Origin of the sequence: Candidatus Pelagibacter sp., assembly GCF_052049995.1 — a bacterium.
Classification (GTDB): domain Bacteria; phylum Pseudomonadota; class Alphaproteobacteria; order Pelagibacterales; family Pelagibacteraceae; genus Pelagibacter.
In genome coordinates this window covers 350,945-367,293 of sequence record NZ_JBNGYX010000001.1, presented here as the reverse complement: position 1 = coordinate 367,293, position 16,349 = coordinate 350,945, and the positions used below count along the sequence as shown (strand labels likewise).

General features: G+C 28.5%; 18 protein-coding genes. 8 read left to right on the top strand and 10 right to left on the bottom strand.

Features of this window, described 5'->3' with window-relative positions:
• Positions 1-41: 41 nt before the first annotated feature.
• From ACTT9Y_RS02025 to ACTT9Y_RS02000, 6 genes are read left to right on the top strand one after another with little or no spacing between them, the layout of a single operon-like run.
• Positions 42-983, top strand: a complete 942-nt coding sequence (locus tag ACTT9Y_RS02025; RefSeq protein ID WP_440932778.1) for an aspartate carbamoyltransferase catalytic subunit — start codon at positions 42-44, stop codon at positions 981-983.
• The gene (gene pyrC, locus ACTT9Y_RS02020; protein WP_440932777.1) at positions 984-2,270 is read left to right on the top strand and encodes a dihydroorotase; all 1,287 of its coding nucleotides are present in this window, start codon (positions 984-986) and stop codon (positions 2,268-2,270) included.
• Between the two features lie 2 nt (positions 2,271-2,272).
• Positions 2,273-2,851 (top strand): glycerol-3-phosphate 1-O-acyltransferase PlsY, encoded by a 579-nt coding sequence (gene plsY / locus ACTT9Y_RS02015; protein ID WP_440932776.1) that lies wholly within the window; start codon positions 2,273-2,275, stop codon positions 2,849-2,851.
• Between the two features lie 37 nt (positions 2,852-2,888).
• Positions 2,889-5,471, top strand: coding sequence for a type I DNA topoisomerase (gene topA / locus ACTT9Y_RS02010; protein WP_440932775.1), 2,583 nt, complete (start codon positions 2,889-2,891; stop codon positions 5,469-5,471).
• Complete coding sequence (locus tag ACTT9Y_RS02005; protein ID WP_440932774.1) at positions 5,468-5,752, top strand: hypothetical protein; 285 nt, start codon at positions 5,468-5,470, stop codon at positions 5,750-5,752. The genes topA and ACTT9Y_RS02005 overlap by 4 nt, the downstream gene beginning before the upstream one ends.
• Before the next feature lies 1 nt (position 5,753).
• Positions 5,754-6,215, top strand: coding sequence for a RidA family protein (locus tag ACTT9Y_RS02000; protein ID WP_440932773.1), 462 nt, complete (start codon positions 5,754-5,756; stop codon positions 6,213-6,215).
• 1 nt (position 6,216) lies between these two features.
• Here ACTT9Y_RS02000 and ACTT9Y_RS01995 read toward each other — a convergent pair whose 3' ends face one another.
• Both ACTT9Y_RS01995 and ACTT9Y_RS01990 read right to left on the bottom strand, forming a co-directional pair.
• On the bottom strand, positions 6,217-7,515 hold the full coding sequence (locus ACTT9Y_RS01995) for a UDP-glucose dehydrogenase family protein (RefSeq protein WP_440932772.1): 1,299 nt from the start codon (positions 7,513-7,515) through the stop codon (positions 6,217-6,219).
• Positions 7,512-8,327, bottom strand: coding sequence for a sugar phosphate nucleotidyltransferase (locus tag ACTT9Y_RS01990; protein WP_440932771.1), 816 nt, complete (start codon positions 8,325-8,327; stop codon positions 7,512-7,514). The genes ACTT9Y_RS01995 and ACTT9Y_RS01990 overlap by 4 nt, the downstream gene beginning before the upstream one ends.
• 4 nt (positions 8,328-8,331) lie before the next feature.
• Here ACTT9Y_RS01990 and panC point away from each other — a divergent pair, with 4 nt between their 5' ends.
• Positions 8,332-9,177, top strand: coding sequence for a pantoate--beta-alanine ligase (panC, locus tag ACTT9Y_RS01985; RefSeq protein WP_440932770.1), 846 nt, complete (start codon positions 8,332-8,334; stop codon positions 9,175-9,177).
• Positions 9,178-9,179: 2 nt separating this feature from the next.
• On the opposite strand, the gene mgtE is transcribed toward panC, so the two are convergent.
• Positions 9,180-10,553, bottom strand: a complete 1,374-nt coding sequence (gene mgtE, locus ACTT9Y_RS01980; protein WP_440932769.1) for a magnesium transporter — start codon at positions 10,551-10,553, stop codon at positions 9,180-9,182.
• Positions 10,554-10,614: 61 nt separating this feature from the next.
• Between mgtE and lipB the strand changes: the two genes are divergently transcribed.
• Positions 10,615-11,232 carry a lipoyl(octanoyl) transferase LipB gene (gene lipB, locus ACTT9Y_RS01975; RefSeq protein ID WP_440932768.1) on the top strand — a complete coding sequence of 206 codons (618 nt, stop codon included), beginning with the start codon at positions 10,615-10,617 and terminating at the stop codon, positions 11,230-11,232.
• On the opposite strand, the gene ACTT9Y_RS01970 is transcribed toward lipB, so the two are convergent.
• From ACTT9Y_RS01970 to secY, 7 genes are read right to left on the bottom strand one after another with little or no spacing between them, the layout of a single operon-like run.
• Positions 11,210-12,127 (bottom strand): RluA family pseudouridine synthase, encoded by a 918-nt coding sequence (locus ACTT9Y_RS01970; protein ID WP_440932767.1) that lies wholly within the window; start codon positions 12,125-12,127, stop codon positions 11,210-11,212. The two genes, lipB and ACTT9Y_RS01970, sit on opposite strands and share 23 nt — an antisense overlap.
• A 10-nt stretch (positions 12,128-12,137) precedes the next feature.
• Entirely contained in the window at positions 12,138-12,581 is a 444-nt protein-coding gene (gene rplQ / locus ACTT9Y_RS01965; RefSeq protein WP_440932766.1) for a 50S ribosomal protein L17, read from the bottom strand.
• Entirely contained in the window at positions 12,581-13,609 is a 1,029-nt protein-coding gene (locus ACTT9Y_RS01960) for a DNA-directed RNA polymerase subunit alpha (protein WP_440932765.1), read from the bottom strand. Before ACTT9Y_RS01960 ends, rplQ begins: the two co-directional genes overlap by 1 nt.
• Positions 13,609-14,058: a 30S ribosomal protein S11 gene (rpsK, locus tag ACTT9Y_RS01955; RefSeq protein ID WP_075503609.1), complete on the bottom strand. Its 450-nt coding sequence runs from the start codon at positions 14,056-14,058 to the stop codon at positions 13,609-13,611. Before rpsK ends, ACTT9Y_RS01960 begins: the two co-directional genes overlap by 1 nt.
• Positions 14,059-14,060: 2 nt before the next feature.
• A complete protein-coding gene (rpsM, locus tag ACTT9Y_RS01950) occupies positions 14,061-14,444 on the bottom strand; it encodes a 30S ribosomal protein S13 (RefSeq protein WP_075485238.1) in 384 nt (127 codons plus the stop codon).
• A gap of 55 nt (positions 14,445-14,499) precedes the next feature.
• Positions 14,500-15,063 carry an adenylate kinase gene (locus ACTT9Y_RS01945; protein ID WP_440932764.1) on the bottom strand — a complete coding sequence of 188 codons (564 nt, stop codon included), beginning with the start codon at positions 15,061-15,063 and terminating at the stop codon, positions 14,500-14,502.
• Positions 15,064-16,344, bottom strand: a complete 1,281-nt coding sequence (secY, locus tag ACTT9Y_RS01940; RefSeq protein WP_440932763.1) for a preprotein translocase subunit SecY — start codon at positions 16,342-16,344, stop codon at positions 15,064-15,066.
• Positions 16,345-16,349 lie beyond the last annotated feature (5 nt).

Genomic DNA, 16,349 nt, shown 5'->3' with positions numbered 1-16,349 from the left:
CCTTGCCATTTAAGTGCTTTATAGCTATAGAGTTAATTTTAATGGCAATTAAAACCACTAAAGCTGTTAAAATCTCACAAAAACATCTGTTAGGTATCCAAGAATTATCGGTAAGCGATATTAATTATATCCTGGATGAGTCGGAAGCTTTCATAAAATTAAATCAGAGTAAAAATAAAAAAATTGATGTGTTAAGAGGTAAAACTCAAATTAACTTATTCTTTGAACCATCAACTAGAACTCAAAGCTCATTTGAACTTGCTGGTAAAAGACTTGGTGCAGATGTTATGTCAATGAATATGGGTAACTCTGCAATTAAAAAAGGAGAAACTTTGATTGATACTGCAATGACTTTAAATGCAATGCATCCTGATATAATTGTAATCAGACATCAAGATTCTGGTGCCTGTAATCTATTATCTCAAAAAGTCAATTGTGTTGTATTAAATGCTGGTGATGGTAGACGTGAGCACCCTACTCAAGCATTATTAGATGCATTAACAATTAGAAATCGAAAAAAAAAAATCCAAGGATTAAAAATAGCAATATGTGGAGATATACTTCATTCAAGAGTAGCTAGATCAAATATTTATCTTCTTACAATGTTAGGAGCTGAGGTTAATATAGTTGCTCCATCTAATCTTATGCCAAAAGAAATTGAAAAGTTTGGTGTAAACACTTTTACAGATATGAAAAAAGGTCTCAAAGATTGTGATATTGTAATGATGCTTAGATTGCAAAATGAAAGAATGACCAGTTCATATCTTTCATCAAATAGAGAATACTATGAATATTATGGATTAACCCCTGACAAACTTGATCATGCAAAATCAGATGCTCTGATTATGCATCCTGGTCCAATGAATAGAGGAATTGAAATTGATACAAGATTAGCTGACGACATAAACAAGAGTGTAATTAAAGAACAAGTTGAATTAGGTGTTGCTGTAAGAATGGCATGTTTAAAAATATTTTGTGAATAAATGAAAAAACAATACTTTATAAATGCAAATATTATAGATCCTCATAACTCTATAAACGAAAATGGTGGATTAATAATTGGAGAAGATGGAAGGATAGAAGCTATAGGAAAGAAGGTAAATACAAATAATTTACCGACTAGAGAAAAACCTACTGACTTAAAAGGTAAATATATATTTCCTGGTATAGTAGATATGAGAGTTTTTGTAGGCGAGCCAGGATATGAATATAAAGAAAATTTTAGAACTTTAAGCAATGCTGCATTGTCTGGTGGAGTTACGTCAGTTGTAACAATGCCTAATACAGATCCAATTATAGATAATGTGTCAATTGTAGATTTTTTAAAAAGAAGAGGACGTGATAAGTCTAAAATAAATATCTTTCCTTGCGCTTCATTAACCCAAAACACTGATGGCACGAATATGACTGAATTTGGGTTGCTAGCTAAAAAAGGAATTATTGCATTTACTGATGGAGTAAAAACAATTCAAAATACTAGACTTATGTCTAGAATTATGAATTCTGCTAAAGATTTGGGATGTCTTATAATGCAACATGCTGAAGATTTCGATTTAGCTAAAAATGGAATGATTAATTCTGGTATTATTGCAACAAAACTAGGCTTATCAAGCATACCAGATATTGCTGAAAGAATTATAATTGAAAGAGACCTTACTCTCTTAGAAAAAACTAAATGTCGATATCATATATCTCAACTTTCAGCAGGAAAATCTGTAGATATAATTAAGGAACGTAAACAAAATGTTAAATTTTCTTGCGGTGTATCAATAAATAATCTCTCATTAAATGAAAATGATATTGGAGATTTTAGAACATTTTTAAAATTATCACCTCCACTGAGAAGAGAAGAAGATCGTGAAGCTTTAGTGCAAGGATTAAAAGATAAAACTATTGATGTAATAGTTTCTGACCATAAACCTGAAGATGAAGAATCAAAAAGATTAACTTTTGCTCAAGCTGCAACAGGTGCATCTGGTATTGAAACATTGTTATCTTTAAGTTTAGAATTATTTCATAATGGATCTGTAAAACTTGAAACTATAATTCAAGCTTTAACCTCTAATCCAGCAAAAATATTAAATATAGATAAAGGAAACCTATCTATCGGTAATGATGCAGATTTTTGTATAGTAGATATCAATAAACCATGGATTGTAAAAAAAGAAAATTTAATCTCTAAATCTAAAAATACTTCAATTGAAGATAAGAAACTTCAAGGAAAAGTAACCAACACATTTGTAAAAGGTAAAGAATTATTTAAAATATAAAAATGGAATTTTTTATAATAGGTATAATCTCTTACCTAATGGGGTCAATTCCTTTTGGATTAATTTTAACTAAAATATTTTTAAAAAAAGATATTAGAGAAATAGGTTCTGGTAATATTGGCGCAACAAATGCTTTAAGAACTGGCAATAAATTAATTGGTTATTCAACACTAATACTTGATGTGTTAAAAGCAGTAATACCTGTTTTATACGTAAAAATTAATTTCCCTGATGCAGTATATATATCAGCCTTATGTGCTTTTATAGGTCATGTTTTTCCAGTATGGTTAAAATTTAAAGGTGGCAAAGGTGTAGCCACATATGTTGGGATACTTTTTTCTTTAAATATTATTTTTGGTTTTGTATTTGGTATTTGTTGGTTAATAATTTTTTTTATTTCTAAATATTCATCTTTAGCTTCCTTGATAGGATCACTTTCTATACCGGTTTATATTTTAATTTTTGAGAGTTTGGAAAATGTATTTTTTTACGTAATAATGTTTATTTTAATATTTTTTACCCACAGAGAAAATATTAAACGCTTGAAAAATAAAGAAGAAACTAAGACAAAAATTTATTAATTTGACTATCAAACTCTTTTGAGTAGTTTGTTATTTTATGAATCTAGTCATAGTTGAAAGCCCTGCTAAAGCGAAAACAATTAATAAATATTTAGGTGATAACTATACTGTTTTAGCTAGCTATGGTCATATTAGAGATCTTCCTTCAAAAAATGGATCTGTTGATCCCGATCAAAATTTTAAAATGGAATGGGAAGTTGACAGCTTTTCAAAAAAATATTTAAAAGAAATTACTGATGCTGCAAAAGATTCTTCAAAAATAATTCTTGCTACTGACCCAGATCGTGAGGGTGAAGCAATAGCATGGCATGTAAAAGAATATTTAGATGAAAAAAAACTTTTAAAGGATAAAGAAATTGAACGTGTTGTATTTAACGAAATAACAAAAAAAGCTGTCACACATGGTATTGAAAACCCAAGACAGATAGAGCCCTTATTAGTCGATGCATACATGGCTAGAAGAGCACTAGATTATTTAGTGGGATTTAATATATCACCAATACTTTGGACTAAACTACCTGGTTCAAAATCTGCCGGTAGAGTTCAATCTGTTGCACTTAAATTGATCACTGAAAGAGAGCATGAAATTGAATTATTCAAACCTGAAGAATTTTGGACATTAAGTATTAATTTTCAAGATAAAAACAAAAGCAAAATTACAGCAAGCATTTCTCAGCTTGATGGAGAGAAAATTGAAAAATTTTCATTTAAAAATAAAGAAGAAATTGGAAAGGCAATTAATAATATTAAGAACAAAAAATTTAACATAACTGATATTTCCTCAAAAGTTGTTAGCAGAAATCCCTCAGGACCATTTACTACTTCAACACTTCAGCAAGTTGCTTCTAGTAGATTGGGTTTTGGTGCATCAAGAACAATGCAAATAGCACAAAAACTTTATCAAGGAATAGAAATTGAGGGAGATACAGTTGGGTTAATTACTTATATGAGAACAGATGGAACTAATTTATCTGCTGATGCTGTCACTGATTTTAGAAATTTTATTAAAAAAGAATATGGTAACGAATACTTGCCAGAAAATCCAAATAATTACTCAGGAAAAAAAGCAAAAAACGCTCAGGAAGCTCATGAAGCAATAAGACCAACTGATATTAATAGAAATCCAGAGTCTATTAAAAAGTATTTAAGTTCTGACCAGCAAAAATTATATTCTTTGATATGGTCTAGAGCTCTATCGTCTCAAATGGAAACAGCAAAATTTGATAGAAATACAATAACGATTGAGTCTGAAGACGGTAAAACTATATGTAAATCAAGCGGATCGGTTTTGAAATTTGATGGATTTTTAAAAGTTTATTCAAATCAAAGCAAGGATGATGATGAGCAAATTTTACCTGAAATGTCAAAAGGACCAATTAATATAGAAGCTCTTATTGATGAACAACATTTTACTCAACCTCCCCCACGTTACTCTGAGGCGAGTTTGGTTAAAAAATTAGAGGAGTTAGGAATTGGAAGGCCTTCAACTTATGCAAGTATCATTTCAACAATAGCAAATAGAGGATATGCAGAAATAATTAATAAAAGATTTTTCCCAACTGACAGAGGTAAATTAATTTCTGCGTTTTTAGAAAAACTATTTTCAAAGTATGTAGATTATAACTTTACAGCTGGACTAGAGGATCAGCTAGATGAAATAACTTCTGGAAAAGAAAGCTGGTTAAAAGTCTTAGAAATGTTTTGGAAAGATTTTAATAGCAATGTCTCAGAAGTAAAAGAAAAAAGAACTAGAGAGGTTTTAGATCTCTTAAATGAAAGTTTGGGAGCATTGATATTTGACACTGATAAAGAAGGAAAGATAGTTAGAAAATGTCAGTTATGCAGTACTGGTTCACTGAGTTTAAAAAATAGTTTTAGAGGAGGTGCTTTTATTGGATGTTCAAATTATCCAGAATGTAAATTTACAAGACCACTATCAAAAGCTAAAGCGGCTGCTCAATCACAACTAGCTGAACCAAAATTTCTTGGAAAACACGAAAATGGAAATGATATTTTTTTAAAAAATGGAAGATTTGGTCCTTATCTTCAGTATGAGAAAGTTCTTGAAGAGAATATTGAAGAAGAAAAACCAAAAAAAAGAAAAAAAACCAAGAAAAAAAAACCTGAGGTAAATGAACTATTGAAAAATGTTTCTATACCAAAAGGTATTGAATTAGAAAGTATCGACATAGAGAAAGCAAAATTTCTATGTTCGCTTCCTAAATCATTAGGCATTAACCCAGAAAATCAAAAAGAAATCACGTTAAATACTGGTAGATTTGGACCGTATTTAAAATGTGAAAGTAAATCAGCCAGAATAGAAAATGTAGAAGAAATTTTTTCTATAGGATTAAACAGAGCAATTACACTCATAGCTGAAGCAAAACCTGGAAGAATGTCCTCATCAATCATAAAAGATTTAGGAGAACATCCTGAAGATAAAAAGCCAGTTCGAATCATGAAAGGTCAATATGGACCATACATAAAGTATAAATCTCTAAATGCGACAATACCAGAGGAAAAAGACCCGGTAGAACTAACGATGGAAGAGGCACTTATACTAATTGAGAAAAGAAGAGAATACGATAAAAATAAAAAATTAAAAAAAAAGAAAAAATGAAAATAATTAAAATCATAATTTCTGTTTTATTCATTTCTTTATTTAGCTTAACATTTTCATCTGCTGAGGATTGTTCAAAATATGATAAGTTAAGTAAAGAGTATGCAAAATGTACATCTGATAAATTGAAGAAAGAAACCTCACAAAAAGCGGAGGAGATAAAATCTAAAACTGCAAAGAAGATAGAAGAAGGTAAAAAGAAATTAAAGAATTTTAATTTAAAAGAGAAACTAAAAAAATTTAAAAATAGTAAAACACATAAAGAGTTTTCTGAAAAATAAAATGGATTTTGAAAATAAAATTAAAGAATTACAAATTAATTTACCAGAGGCTAAACCACCTGTTGGATCTTATGTTGCAACAAAAATTGTTGGTAATTTACTTTATATTTCGGGACAGATTTCTATCTCAGGAAATGGTGAATTAATTAAAGGAAAAGTTGGAAAAGATTTATCTGTAGATGATGGTTACAAAGCGGCTGAAAGATGTGGTTTAAGTATCATATCACAAGCAAAAGTAGCATGTAATGGGGATCTTTCTAAAATTAAATCGTGTGTAAAATTAACTGGTTTTGTTAATTCAACTGATAACTTTACAGAACAGCCAAAAGTAATTAATGGTGCTTCTGATTTAATCGCTTCTGTTTTTGGTGAAGCAGGAATGCATACAAGAGCAGCAGTAAGCACAAATAGCTTGCCTCTTGGTGTGTCTGTTGAAGTTGATGCAATATTTGAGTTAAATTAAATTATCTTCCAACACCGAAATATTTAAAACCTTGTTTTTTAATTTTATCTGGTGAATAAATATTTCTCATATCATAAATAATAAGTTTTTTATTTTTTGAAAATTGTTTGAAATTAATTGATTTAAAATCATTCCATTCTGTATGTATAATTATAATATCTGACCCTTTAATTGATTCTATTATTGAATTAGAAAATTCAACATTTTTTAATTTTTTAAATTCTTTTTTTGATCCTGTAGGATCATAATATTTAATTTTTGCACCTTTTTTGGATAAAAAAGGAATTAATTTTAAGCTAGACGAGTCTCTCATATCATCGGTATTTGCCTTAAAAGTTACACCTAAAAAAGATACAACTTTGCTTTTAATTTTATTTTTCAAAATTGAATTTATTCTTTTACATAATAAATTAGATCTTAAATCATTAGATGTGATAACACTTTTAACGACTGATAAATTGGTTTTGAATTTATCAGCTGTAGAAACTAAAGCTTTGGTATCTTTTGGAAAACATGATCCACCGTATGCAGGTCCAGGTCTTAAAAACCTGCTACCAATTCTTTTATCAAGTCCAATTCCTATTGAAATATCCTCAATGTCTATACCGGTTTTTTCACATAAATTTGATATTTCATTTATAAAGGTAATCTTTGTTGCTAAAAAAGCATTTGAAGCATATTTAATTAATTCTGCTGCTCTTCTTTTTGTAGAAACAAATTTTGCTCCTTTTGATATTAACGGTGAATATAAATTTTTTAATATTCTCTGTGATTTACTATCATTTGATCCAACTACCACTCTATCTGGATAGATAAAATCTCTAATAGCCTCACCTTCTCTTAAAAATTCAGGATTAGATACTACTGAAAAAAATTTTTTATTTACTTTTTTAGATATAATTTTTTCAATCTCATCACCTGTTGTCACGGGAACAGTAGATTTATTGATTATAATTTTAAATTTTTTAATAGATTTAGATATTTCTTTTGCGGCAGCATATACTTGGCTTAAATCAGCGCTATTACTATTTTTTTTGGTTGGCGTTCCTACACATATAAAAACAATATCTGATTTTTTCACCGACTCTTTCAGGTTTGTTGAAAAATTCAGTCTTTTATTTTTATAATTTTTTAAAACTAACTCTTCTAAACCAGGTTCATAAATAGGAACAATACCCTTTTTTAAATTGTTAATTTTTTTTAAATCTTTATCAACACATATGACATCATTACCTAAATCAGAAAAACAAACGCCACTAACTAAACCAACATAACCAGTGCCAATCATACATAATTTCATATTTTTCCTATTTCTTTCGAGGAGTTGATGTAGCCACTCATTGTTCCACAATCAAGATACTTTCCTTCAAAATTATGAGCTATGAATTTTTCTTTATCATTAATTAATAGCTGTATTGCATCCGTGATATGTATCTCTTTACCTTTACCAGGTTTAAGAGATTTGATTTTTTTAAAAATTGTTCGTGGCAATATATATCTTCCAATAACAGCATTGTTAGATGGTGCTTTTTTAACTGATGGCTTTTCAACAACACCATCAATAATATAATTTCTTTTATTTAATTTTTTATTAATTTTATATATCCCCCATCTTGAAACATTGTTTTTTTTTACTTTCATAGATGCCATAACTGAAGCTTGATATTTTTTATGAACCTTAATCATTGACTTAGAACAATTTTTTTTAATTATTAAATCATCAGGTAACAACATTAAAAAATATTTATTTTTAATATATTTTTGAGTTTTAATGACAGCATCACCTGTACCCTTTGGAATATTTTGAAATACAAACTTAATTTTTTTTTTATATCTAAGTATCTTTTTATATTCATTAATTATTCTGGTGTCTTTCTTTTTTTTTATTATGGTTTTATAAAAGTGATCACTATAAAAATATTTTTTTATCATTATTTTTTTAGTGGAGATAATAAATATAATTTCTTTAATACCTGCTTCAACACATTCATCAAGAATATATTCAATTCCGGGTCTGCCATTAATAGGTAGAAGCTCTTTAGCAAAAACACTCGTTAAAGGTAGTAAACGAGTTCCAAGTCCAGCTAAAGGAATAATTGCTTGTTTAATCATTTAAATGTTTTACTTATTAAATATTTTTATACAAATGAAAGTTTTATTAAATAATAAATCATTATTTGAATCATTAAGGCCATTTAATGACCTCGGCTTTGTTCCTACTATGGGTGGAATACATAAAGGTCATTTATCACTGATAAATAAATCAAATAAACTTTGTAAAAAAACAATTGTAAGTATATTTGTTAATCCAAAGCAATTTAATAATAAAAAAGATTTAAAATCTTATCCACGAAATATAAAGAAAGATTTAAAAATTTTGAAAAAATGCAAAAAAGTTGATTTTGTTTATATTCCAAAATTTAAAGACATATACAAAGATAAAAAAAAATCAAAAATTAGATTACTTATAAAAGATCAAATTTTGTGTGCAAAATTTAGAAAAGGTCATTTTGAAGGTGTTTTAGATGTAATGAATAAACTAACTAAAATTATAAATCCTCAAAAAATATTTATGGGTGAAAAAGATTATCAACAATTGTATTTGGTAAAAAAAAAATTAGAACGAATATATAAAACCAAGGTAATTGCATGCAAAACAATTCGTGATAAGAATAATGTAGCTCTTTCATCAAGAAACTTTCTTTTAAAGAAACCCAATTTAGTTATAGCAGCAAAAATTTATGAAAAACTAGTAAGTATTAAAAAATATATTAAACATAAAAAAAATATTAGAAGTTTTTTAAATCTTCAAAAAAAAGATTTAAAAAATAATTATAAGATTAAAATCGATTACTTGGAGCTAAGAAATATAAAAAATTTAAAAATTTCAAGTACAAATAAAAATTCTAGATTATTTATCGCTTATTATTTAAATAATGTCAGACTGATTGATAACCTGTAATTTTATAAAAAATATGCTCCAACACCTAAAAAGGAAACAAAACCAATTACATCTGTAATAGTCGTCACAAAAACACTAGAAGCAATCGCTGGATCTATATTCATTTTTTTTAAGGTAAAGGGAACTAATATACCAAATAGTCCAGCTATGATCATTGTTAGTACCATTGATATTGCTATAATCAATGAAAGAATACTGTCTTGAAACCAAATCTGAACAATAAAAGCACTTATTGCTGCAAATATAATTCCATTTAGTATACCGATAGAAAATTCTTTATATACATTTGATGAAAAATTATTTTGAGTTAAATCATTTGTGGCTATAGTTCTTACAGTAACCGCAAGTGTTTGCATTCCAGCATTTCCTCCCATCGAAGCTACGATAGGCATTAAGAAAGCTAATACTACCATTTGTTCTATTGTTGCTCCAAATAAACTAATACACCATGTAGCTAGAAAGGCAGTAAATAAATTAAGTAAAAGCCAATTGAATCTTCTCTTTGTTTTTTTAACAACTCCATCAGTAATTTCTTCATCTCCTACACCTGCTAATCTTAAAGCATCTTCTTCTGCCTCCTCTTTCAATACTGTTAAAACATCATCGTTCATAATCATACCAACTAATTTATTGTTTTTGTCTACAACAGCAGCTGAATTCAAATTGTAATTTTCAAACAAGTTAGCAACTTCCTCTTTATCCATCTCAACAGGAATTAATAATTGTGACTCTGACATAATCGTTGCCATTTTAGTATCACGAGGTGTAGTTAAAACTCTAGATGATGGAACAGTACCTATTGGTTTAAAATCCTGATTAACAATGAAAATTTCTAAAAACTCCTCCGGTAAATCTTTGTTTTCCCTTAAATAGTCAATTGTTTGACCTACAGACCAATTGCTGGGTATAGCAGTAAATTCACGCTGCATAAGTCTAGCAGCAGTATCTTCTGGATAGCTTAAGCTCTCTAGAAGAGCAAATCTATCTTTTGGTGGTAAAGAGCTAAGAATTACATTTTTATCCTCTTCAGGAACATTTTCTAATATAGATATAGCATCGTCTGACTCTAAACCTTTCAGAATACTTACTATAGATTCTGAGGATAAATAGGTAATAATTTCTGATTGAATAGACTCATTTAATTCAACAAAAACCTCAGGATCAATATTGAAATTATTTAATTTAATTAAACTTTCTCTATCCCCTTCGCTAAGGTGTTCGATAATATCTGCAGCATCAGCAGGGTGCATTTCGTTAAATGAATTGGTAATAAATTGAGCGTCATTGTTAGCTATTTTACTAGTAACAACTCTTATATATTCTTTATTAAATTCAAAATTTACTTTTTTATCTTTAGTTTTTTTAGTTAAAGACATAAATCTACCTATAATTTAGATTTGCACTATTAATACATAATTAAGATAATACAAATTATAAATGAACATAGAGATCAAAAAGTCAATAAAACCAGTAAATTATTTTGATGCTATTAATATACTAGAGTCAAGATTAAAGGATTTATATGAAAATAATGATAGAGAATTAATTTGGACTTTGGAACATAATGAAGTTTTTACAGCAGGAACTTCTTATAAAGAAAATGAGATTATTGATAAATCCGTCAAAATATTAGAAACAAATAGAGGTGGTAAAATTACCTATCATGGGCCTGGTCAATTAATTTGTTATTTTGTTCTAGATTTAAGAAAAAAAAAAGATATCAGAAAATTTATAACAACTATTGAAAAAACAATAATTCAAACTCTAAAATTTTATGAAATAGATTCTTTTCCAGATAAAAATAATATCGGCATATGGCATAAATATAATAAAGAAGTAAAAAAAATTGCTGCAATAGGTATAAGGGTAAGCAAATGGATTGCCTATCATGGTTTTGCAATAAATATAAATAATGATTTAGAAAATTATAAAAAAATTATACCATGTGGTATTTCAGATAAAGGAGTAAGTAATTTAAAAAATATTTTAGACCAAGATTATTCGAATTTAAGTGATGTATTAATTAAAAATTTTATTTCAAATTTGAGAGACTAAGCCTTTTAGATTTTAAAAGTTTTTTAAAATAGTCTGGTAACAATGCTGAATAAGTATGTTTTATGTTATTAATCTTAAATTTAATTTGATATGAATGTAACATTAAATTTTTATTAATTCCTTTATTGGAATTTGATAATTTATATTTTATATCTCCAAATATAGGATTTCCAATTGCATATAGTTGTTTTCTTAACTGATGCTTTCGTCCAGTAATAGGTTTTAACTCTAATAAAGTTGCTTCAGAATTTTTATCAATAACTCTGAAAATTGTTTTTGCTTTTTCAATTATTTTTTTATCACCATCGTACCTAATTAAATCATCGTCCCATACACCAGATTTTTTATTTATTTCGCCTTGGCATACAGCTAAATAAGTTTTGTACACTTTTCTTAGTCTAAATAAAGAAGTAAGTAATTGAGCGCTCTCTCTGTTTTTAGCCATAATGAAAACCCCAGAGGTATCTTTATCTAATCTATGTACAGAATATGGTTTTGTTCCTTCAAAAATTTCACTTTTAGCAAAAATATCAACTAGATTTTTTTTCGATTTAGTTCCACCTTGAACAGATATGCCAGAAGCTTTATTTAAAACTACAAAATTATCATTATTGTCAATAATTTGATCCTCATTTGATTTTATAATTTCTTTTGAAGGTAAAAACTTAATTTTTTTTTGCTGAATTGACTCCTTAAATTCAATATTAAATAAATTTATCTCATCTTTTGTTTTTACTTTAAAAGAACTTTTTACTTTCTTTTTATTAATCTTTATTTTTCCTGTTCTTAAATATTTCTCAACTAGACCTTGTGGAATTCTTCCAATTTTTAATCTTAACCATCTGTCCAAACGCATTTCATTACACGTTGAATCAACGATGTAAGATTTTTTCATGATTTAAGATTTAAGCTGTAGCTTGTTTTTTCTCTTCTGTTTTAGGAGTTTCTTTTGTTGCTTCTTTTTTTGGTTTATCAACTCTTTTTGCTTCGACGTCTCTATCAACAAATTCAATTATTGCCATAGGAGCATTATCACCATATCTAAATCCAGCTTTAATTATTCTTGTGTAACCACCTTTTCTATTTTGATATCTTTTAGAAAGTGTTTTTTTTACTTTATTAGCTGATTTAATATCTTGTAGTTTAGAAACCAATATTTTGGTTGTTTGCAAAGTTTCTTTCTTGCCTAATGTTATTATTTTATCTGCTTGAGGTTTTAGAAATTTAGCTTTTGGTAAAGTGGTTTTAATCTGCTCATACTTAATTAAAGAATTAAGCATGTTCTTAAGTAGAGCTTTTCTGTGTTCTGATGTTCTATTTAACCTCTTATTTGCCAAACCATGTCTCATTAAATTGCTTCCTCCAATTTTTTAGACATTTCTGCAATATTGTCTGGTGGCCAGTTAGGAATTTCCATTCCTAAATATAAAGACATACCTGTTAAAACTTCTTTAATTTCATTTAATGATTTTCTTCCAAAATTGGGCGTTCTCAACATTTCACCTTCAGATTTTTGAACCAGATCACCGATATAAATAATATTATCATTTTTTAAGCAGTTCATTGATCTAACTGATAGCTCTAACTCATCTACTTTTCTTAGTAAGTTTTTGTTAAATTCAGGTTCAGTAGAAACTTCTTTTACAGGAACTTCAACTGGCTCATCAAAGTTTATAAACATTTTGAGCTGATCTTGGAAAATTCTAGCTGAATAAGCCACAGCATCTTCAGCAGAAATTGATCCATTAGTTTCAACTTCCATTATTAATTTATCATAATCTAATGCTTTACCTTCTCTAGCAGTACTCACAGAATATGAAACTTTTTTAACTGGACTATAAAGTGAGTCTATTGCAATAAGACCTAATGGTGGCTCTTCAGGTTTATTTAGCTCTGCAGGAACATATCCTTTGCCTGTATTGACATTCATCTCCATATGAAAAGTAGTATTTTCATCTAGATTACAAATAACTAAATCAGGATTTAAAATCTCAACATCAGCAACTGGAGCTATATCTGAAGCTTTAATTTCTCCAGGTCCTTTTGCGTCTAAAATTAATTTTTTTGTGCCTTCAGAATTGCTTTTCAACGCTAAAGATTTTACGTTTAAAACGATATCGGTCACATCTTCCCTAACACCTTTTATTGAAGTGAATTCGTGTAAAACTCCATCAATTTGAATTGATGTTACAGCAGCACCTCTTATAGATGACAATAAAATCCTTCTTAGAGAATTTCCTAAAGTTAATCCATAACCTTTTTCTAAGGGCTCAGCTACAATTTTTGCATGAGTTAAGTCATCACTTATTTGTACATCTAATTTAGATGGTTTAATTAATGACTTCCAGTTTTTTACATTAACATTTTCGACTTCCATTAAACTCTCCTTTTCTTTGGTGGTCTAGTTCCATTATGAGGCATAGGCGTAGTGTCTTTAATTGACAATATCTTAAATCCTCTGGCTTGTAATGCTCTTAAAGCTGTTTCTCTTCCTGATCCGGGTCCTTTGACTTCTACGGATAAAGTTTTCATTCCGTATTCAAGAGCTTTGGAGGCTGCAGCATCAGCTGCTATCTGTGCAGCGTAAGGAGTGGATTTTCTTGATCCCTTAAAACCTTTTTGTCCAGCAGATGCCCAAGAAATTACATTTCCATTTGTATCAGCAATAGATATGATAGTGTTGTTAAATGTTGATTGCACATATGCAATTCCATTTAAAATATTTTTTTTAACTTTCTTTTTTTTTGAATAAGAACTTTTTACACTTTTCTTAGTAGACTTTTCTACCTTCTGATCTTTATTCTCAACCTTATCAGTTTTAGCCATTACTATTTTTTAGTTGGTGTTAATTTTTTTCCAGCAATAGCGATTGCTTTACCTTTTCTTGTCCTAGCATTACATCTAGTTCTTTGTCCTCTAACAGGTAATTTTTTTCTGTGTCTTGTTCCTCTGTAACAAGCTAGATCAATTAATCTTTTTATGCTTAATGAATAATCTCTCCTTAAATCACCTTCTACTTTAAAGTTTTGATCGATGTACTCTCTAATTTTTAAAATCTCTTCATCTGTTAATTCATTTACTCTTTTAGCTGTTGGAATTTCTAAAGATGAACAAATTTGCTGAGAGAATTTATCACCAATACCGTAAATATAAGTTAAACCTATGTGAACAAGTTTATTCTGTGGAATGTTTATACCTGCGATACGAGCCATAATTTTTGTGATAAATTGTGCCTTTTATATAAGAAGATTAATCAAAGTCAACGTCTTAAACATTGGTAAAAGCGTCTATTTTCCTTGTTATTTCTTCAATTTCTAAGCTTCCATCAATCTCTTTAAAATTTGGATTCCCAGAGTAGAAATTTAGAACTGGTTGTGTTGTTTCCATGTATTTCTCATACCTTAAAACTATCGTATGAGCATCATCATCAGACCTATTTTCTATAATTTTTCTCTTCTCAAGTCTTTTGAGAATTGTTTCTTTATCGACTTTTAGAAATAAAATTAGATCTATGTTCTGATTTGAACTTTTTAGTAACATTTCTAAATTTTGAGCCTGGCTTAATGATCGAGGATATCCATCAAATATTAATTTGTTTTTTTTTTGAGGATCAGATATTAATTTCTCTATAAGTTTATTAACAATATCATCACTTATAAATTTTCCATTCTTCATATCATTAGTTATAGATTTACCAATGTTTGAATTTTTTTTGATTTCTTCTCTTAAAAGATCACCTGTTGAAATTTGAAAAGCATTTAATTTTTTTACAAGATATTTAGACTGAGTACCTTTTCCAGCACCAGGAGGTCCAAATAAAATTATATTCACTTACTTACCAAATTTAGTTTTTTTAATCAGTTGCTCGTATTGTGAGCTCATTAATCTCGTTTGTATCTGCGTTACAGTATCAATCGCTACTACAACAACAATTAATATAGATGCACCACCTAAATAAAAAGGTATTGGATAGTTTGCAATTAAAAATTCAGGCATTAAACAAACTAACGTTAAATATAAAGCACCAATTGTTGTTAACTTAGTTGAAATATTCTGAATATAAAAAGCTGTACTTTCACCTGGTCTAATTCCTGGAACAAATCCTCCATACTTTCTTAGATTCTCAGCAGTTTCCGTTGGATTGAATGTTATAGAAGTATAAAAAAAAGTGAAAAATATTATTCCTGATGCATATAACATCATATAAAGAGGTTGTCCTTGAGTAAAATAAGAACTCAAATTTAAAAATGTTTCGTTATTTGAAAATGAAAAATTTGAAAATGTTACTGGCAGTAATAGAAGTGCAGAAGCAAAAATTGCAGGAATTACTCCAGCTTGATTTATTTTTAAAGGTAAATGTGATGACTCTCCACCATACATTTTATTACCCATTTGTCTTTTTGGATAATTAATCAGAATTTTTCGTAAGGCTCTTTCCATAAAAACTACAAAAAGAATTGTAACTATTAATAGAACAAATAAAGTTAAGATCATAAATGTTGAAACTGCTCCTGTTCTACCTAATTCAAAAGTTGTAACTAAAGCTCTTGGTATTTCAGCTACGATACCAGCAAAAATTATTAACGATATACCATTACCAATTCCTCTTTGAGTGATTTGTTCTCCCAACCACATTAAAAATATTGTACCCGCAACAATAGTTGAAACGGTAGTTATTTTAAAAAAAGCTCCTGGATTGATTACCAGATCAGCAGATGACTCTAAACCAACTGATAAACCATATCCTTGAACAGTTGCAAGTAACACTGTTCCATATCTAGTAATTTGTGTAATTTTAGCTCTTCCTGTCTCACCTTGAGCTTTAAGATTTTTAAAATAATCAGAAACCCCAGTCAAAAGTTGAACTATAATTGCAGAAGAAATATAAGGCATTATACCTAATGCGAATATCGCCATTCTACTTACTGCACCTCCTGCAAAAACATTAAACATGCCTAGCAATCCTTTTTGATTACCCTCCATCATAATTTTCAATTGCTCAGGATCTATACCTGGTAAAGGTACAAAAGTTCCAAATCTATAAACTGCTAGTATTAAAATAGTAAATATAATTCTATTTCTTAAATCATTTGTTGATGATGATGCACTCATATAAA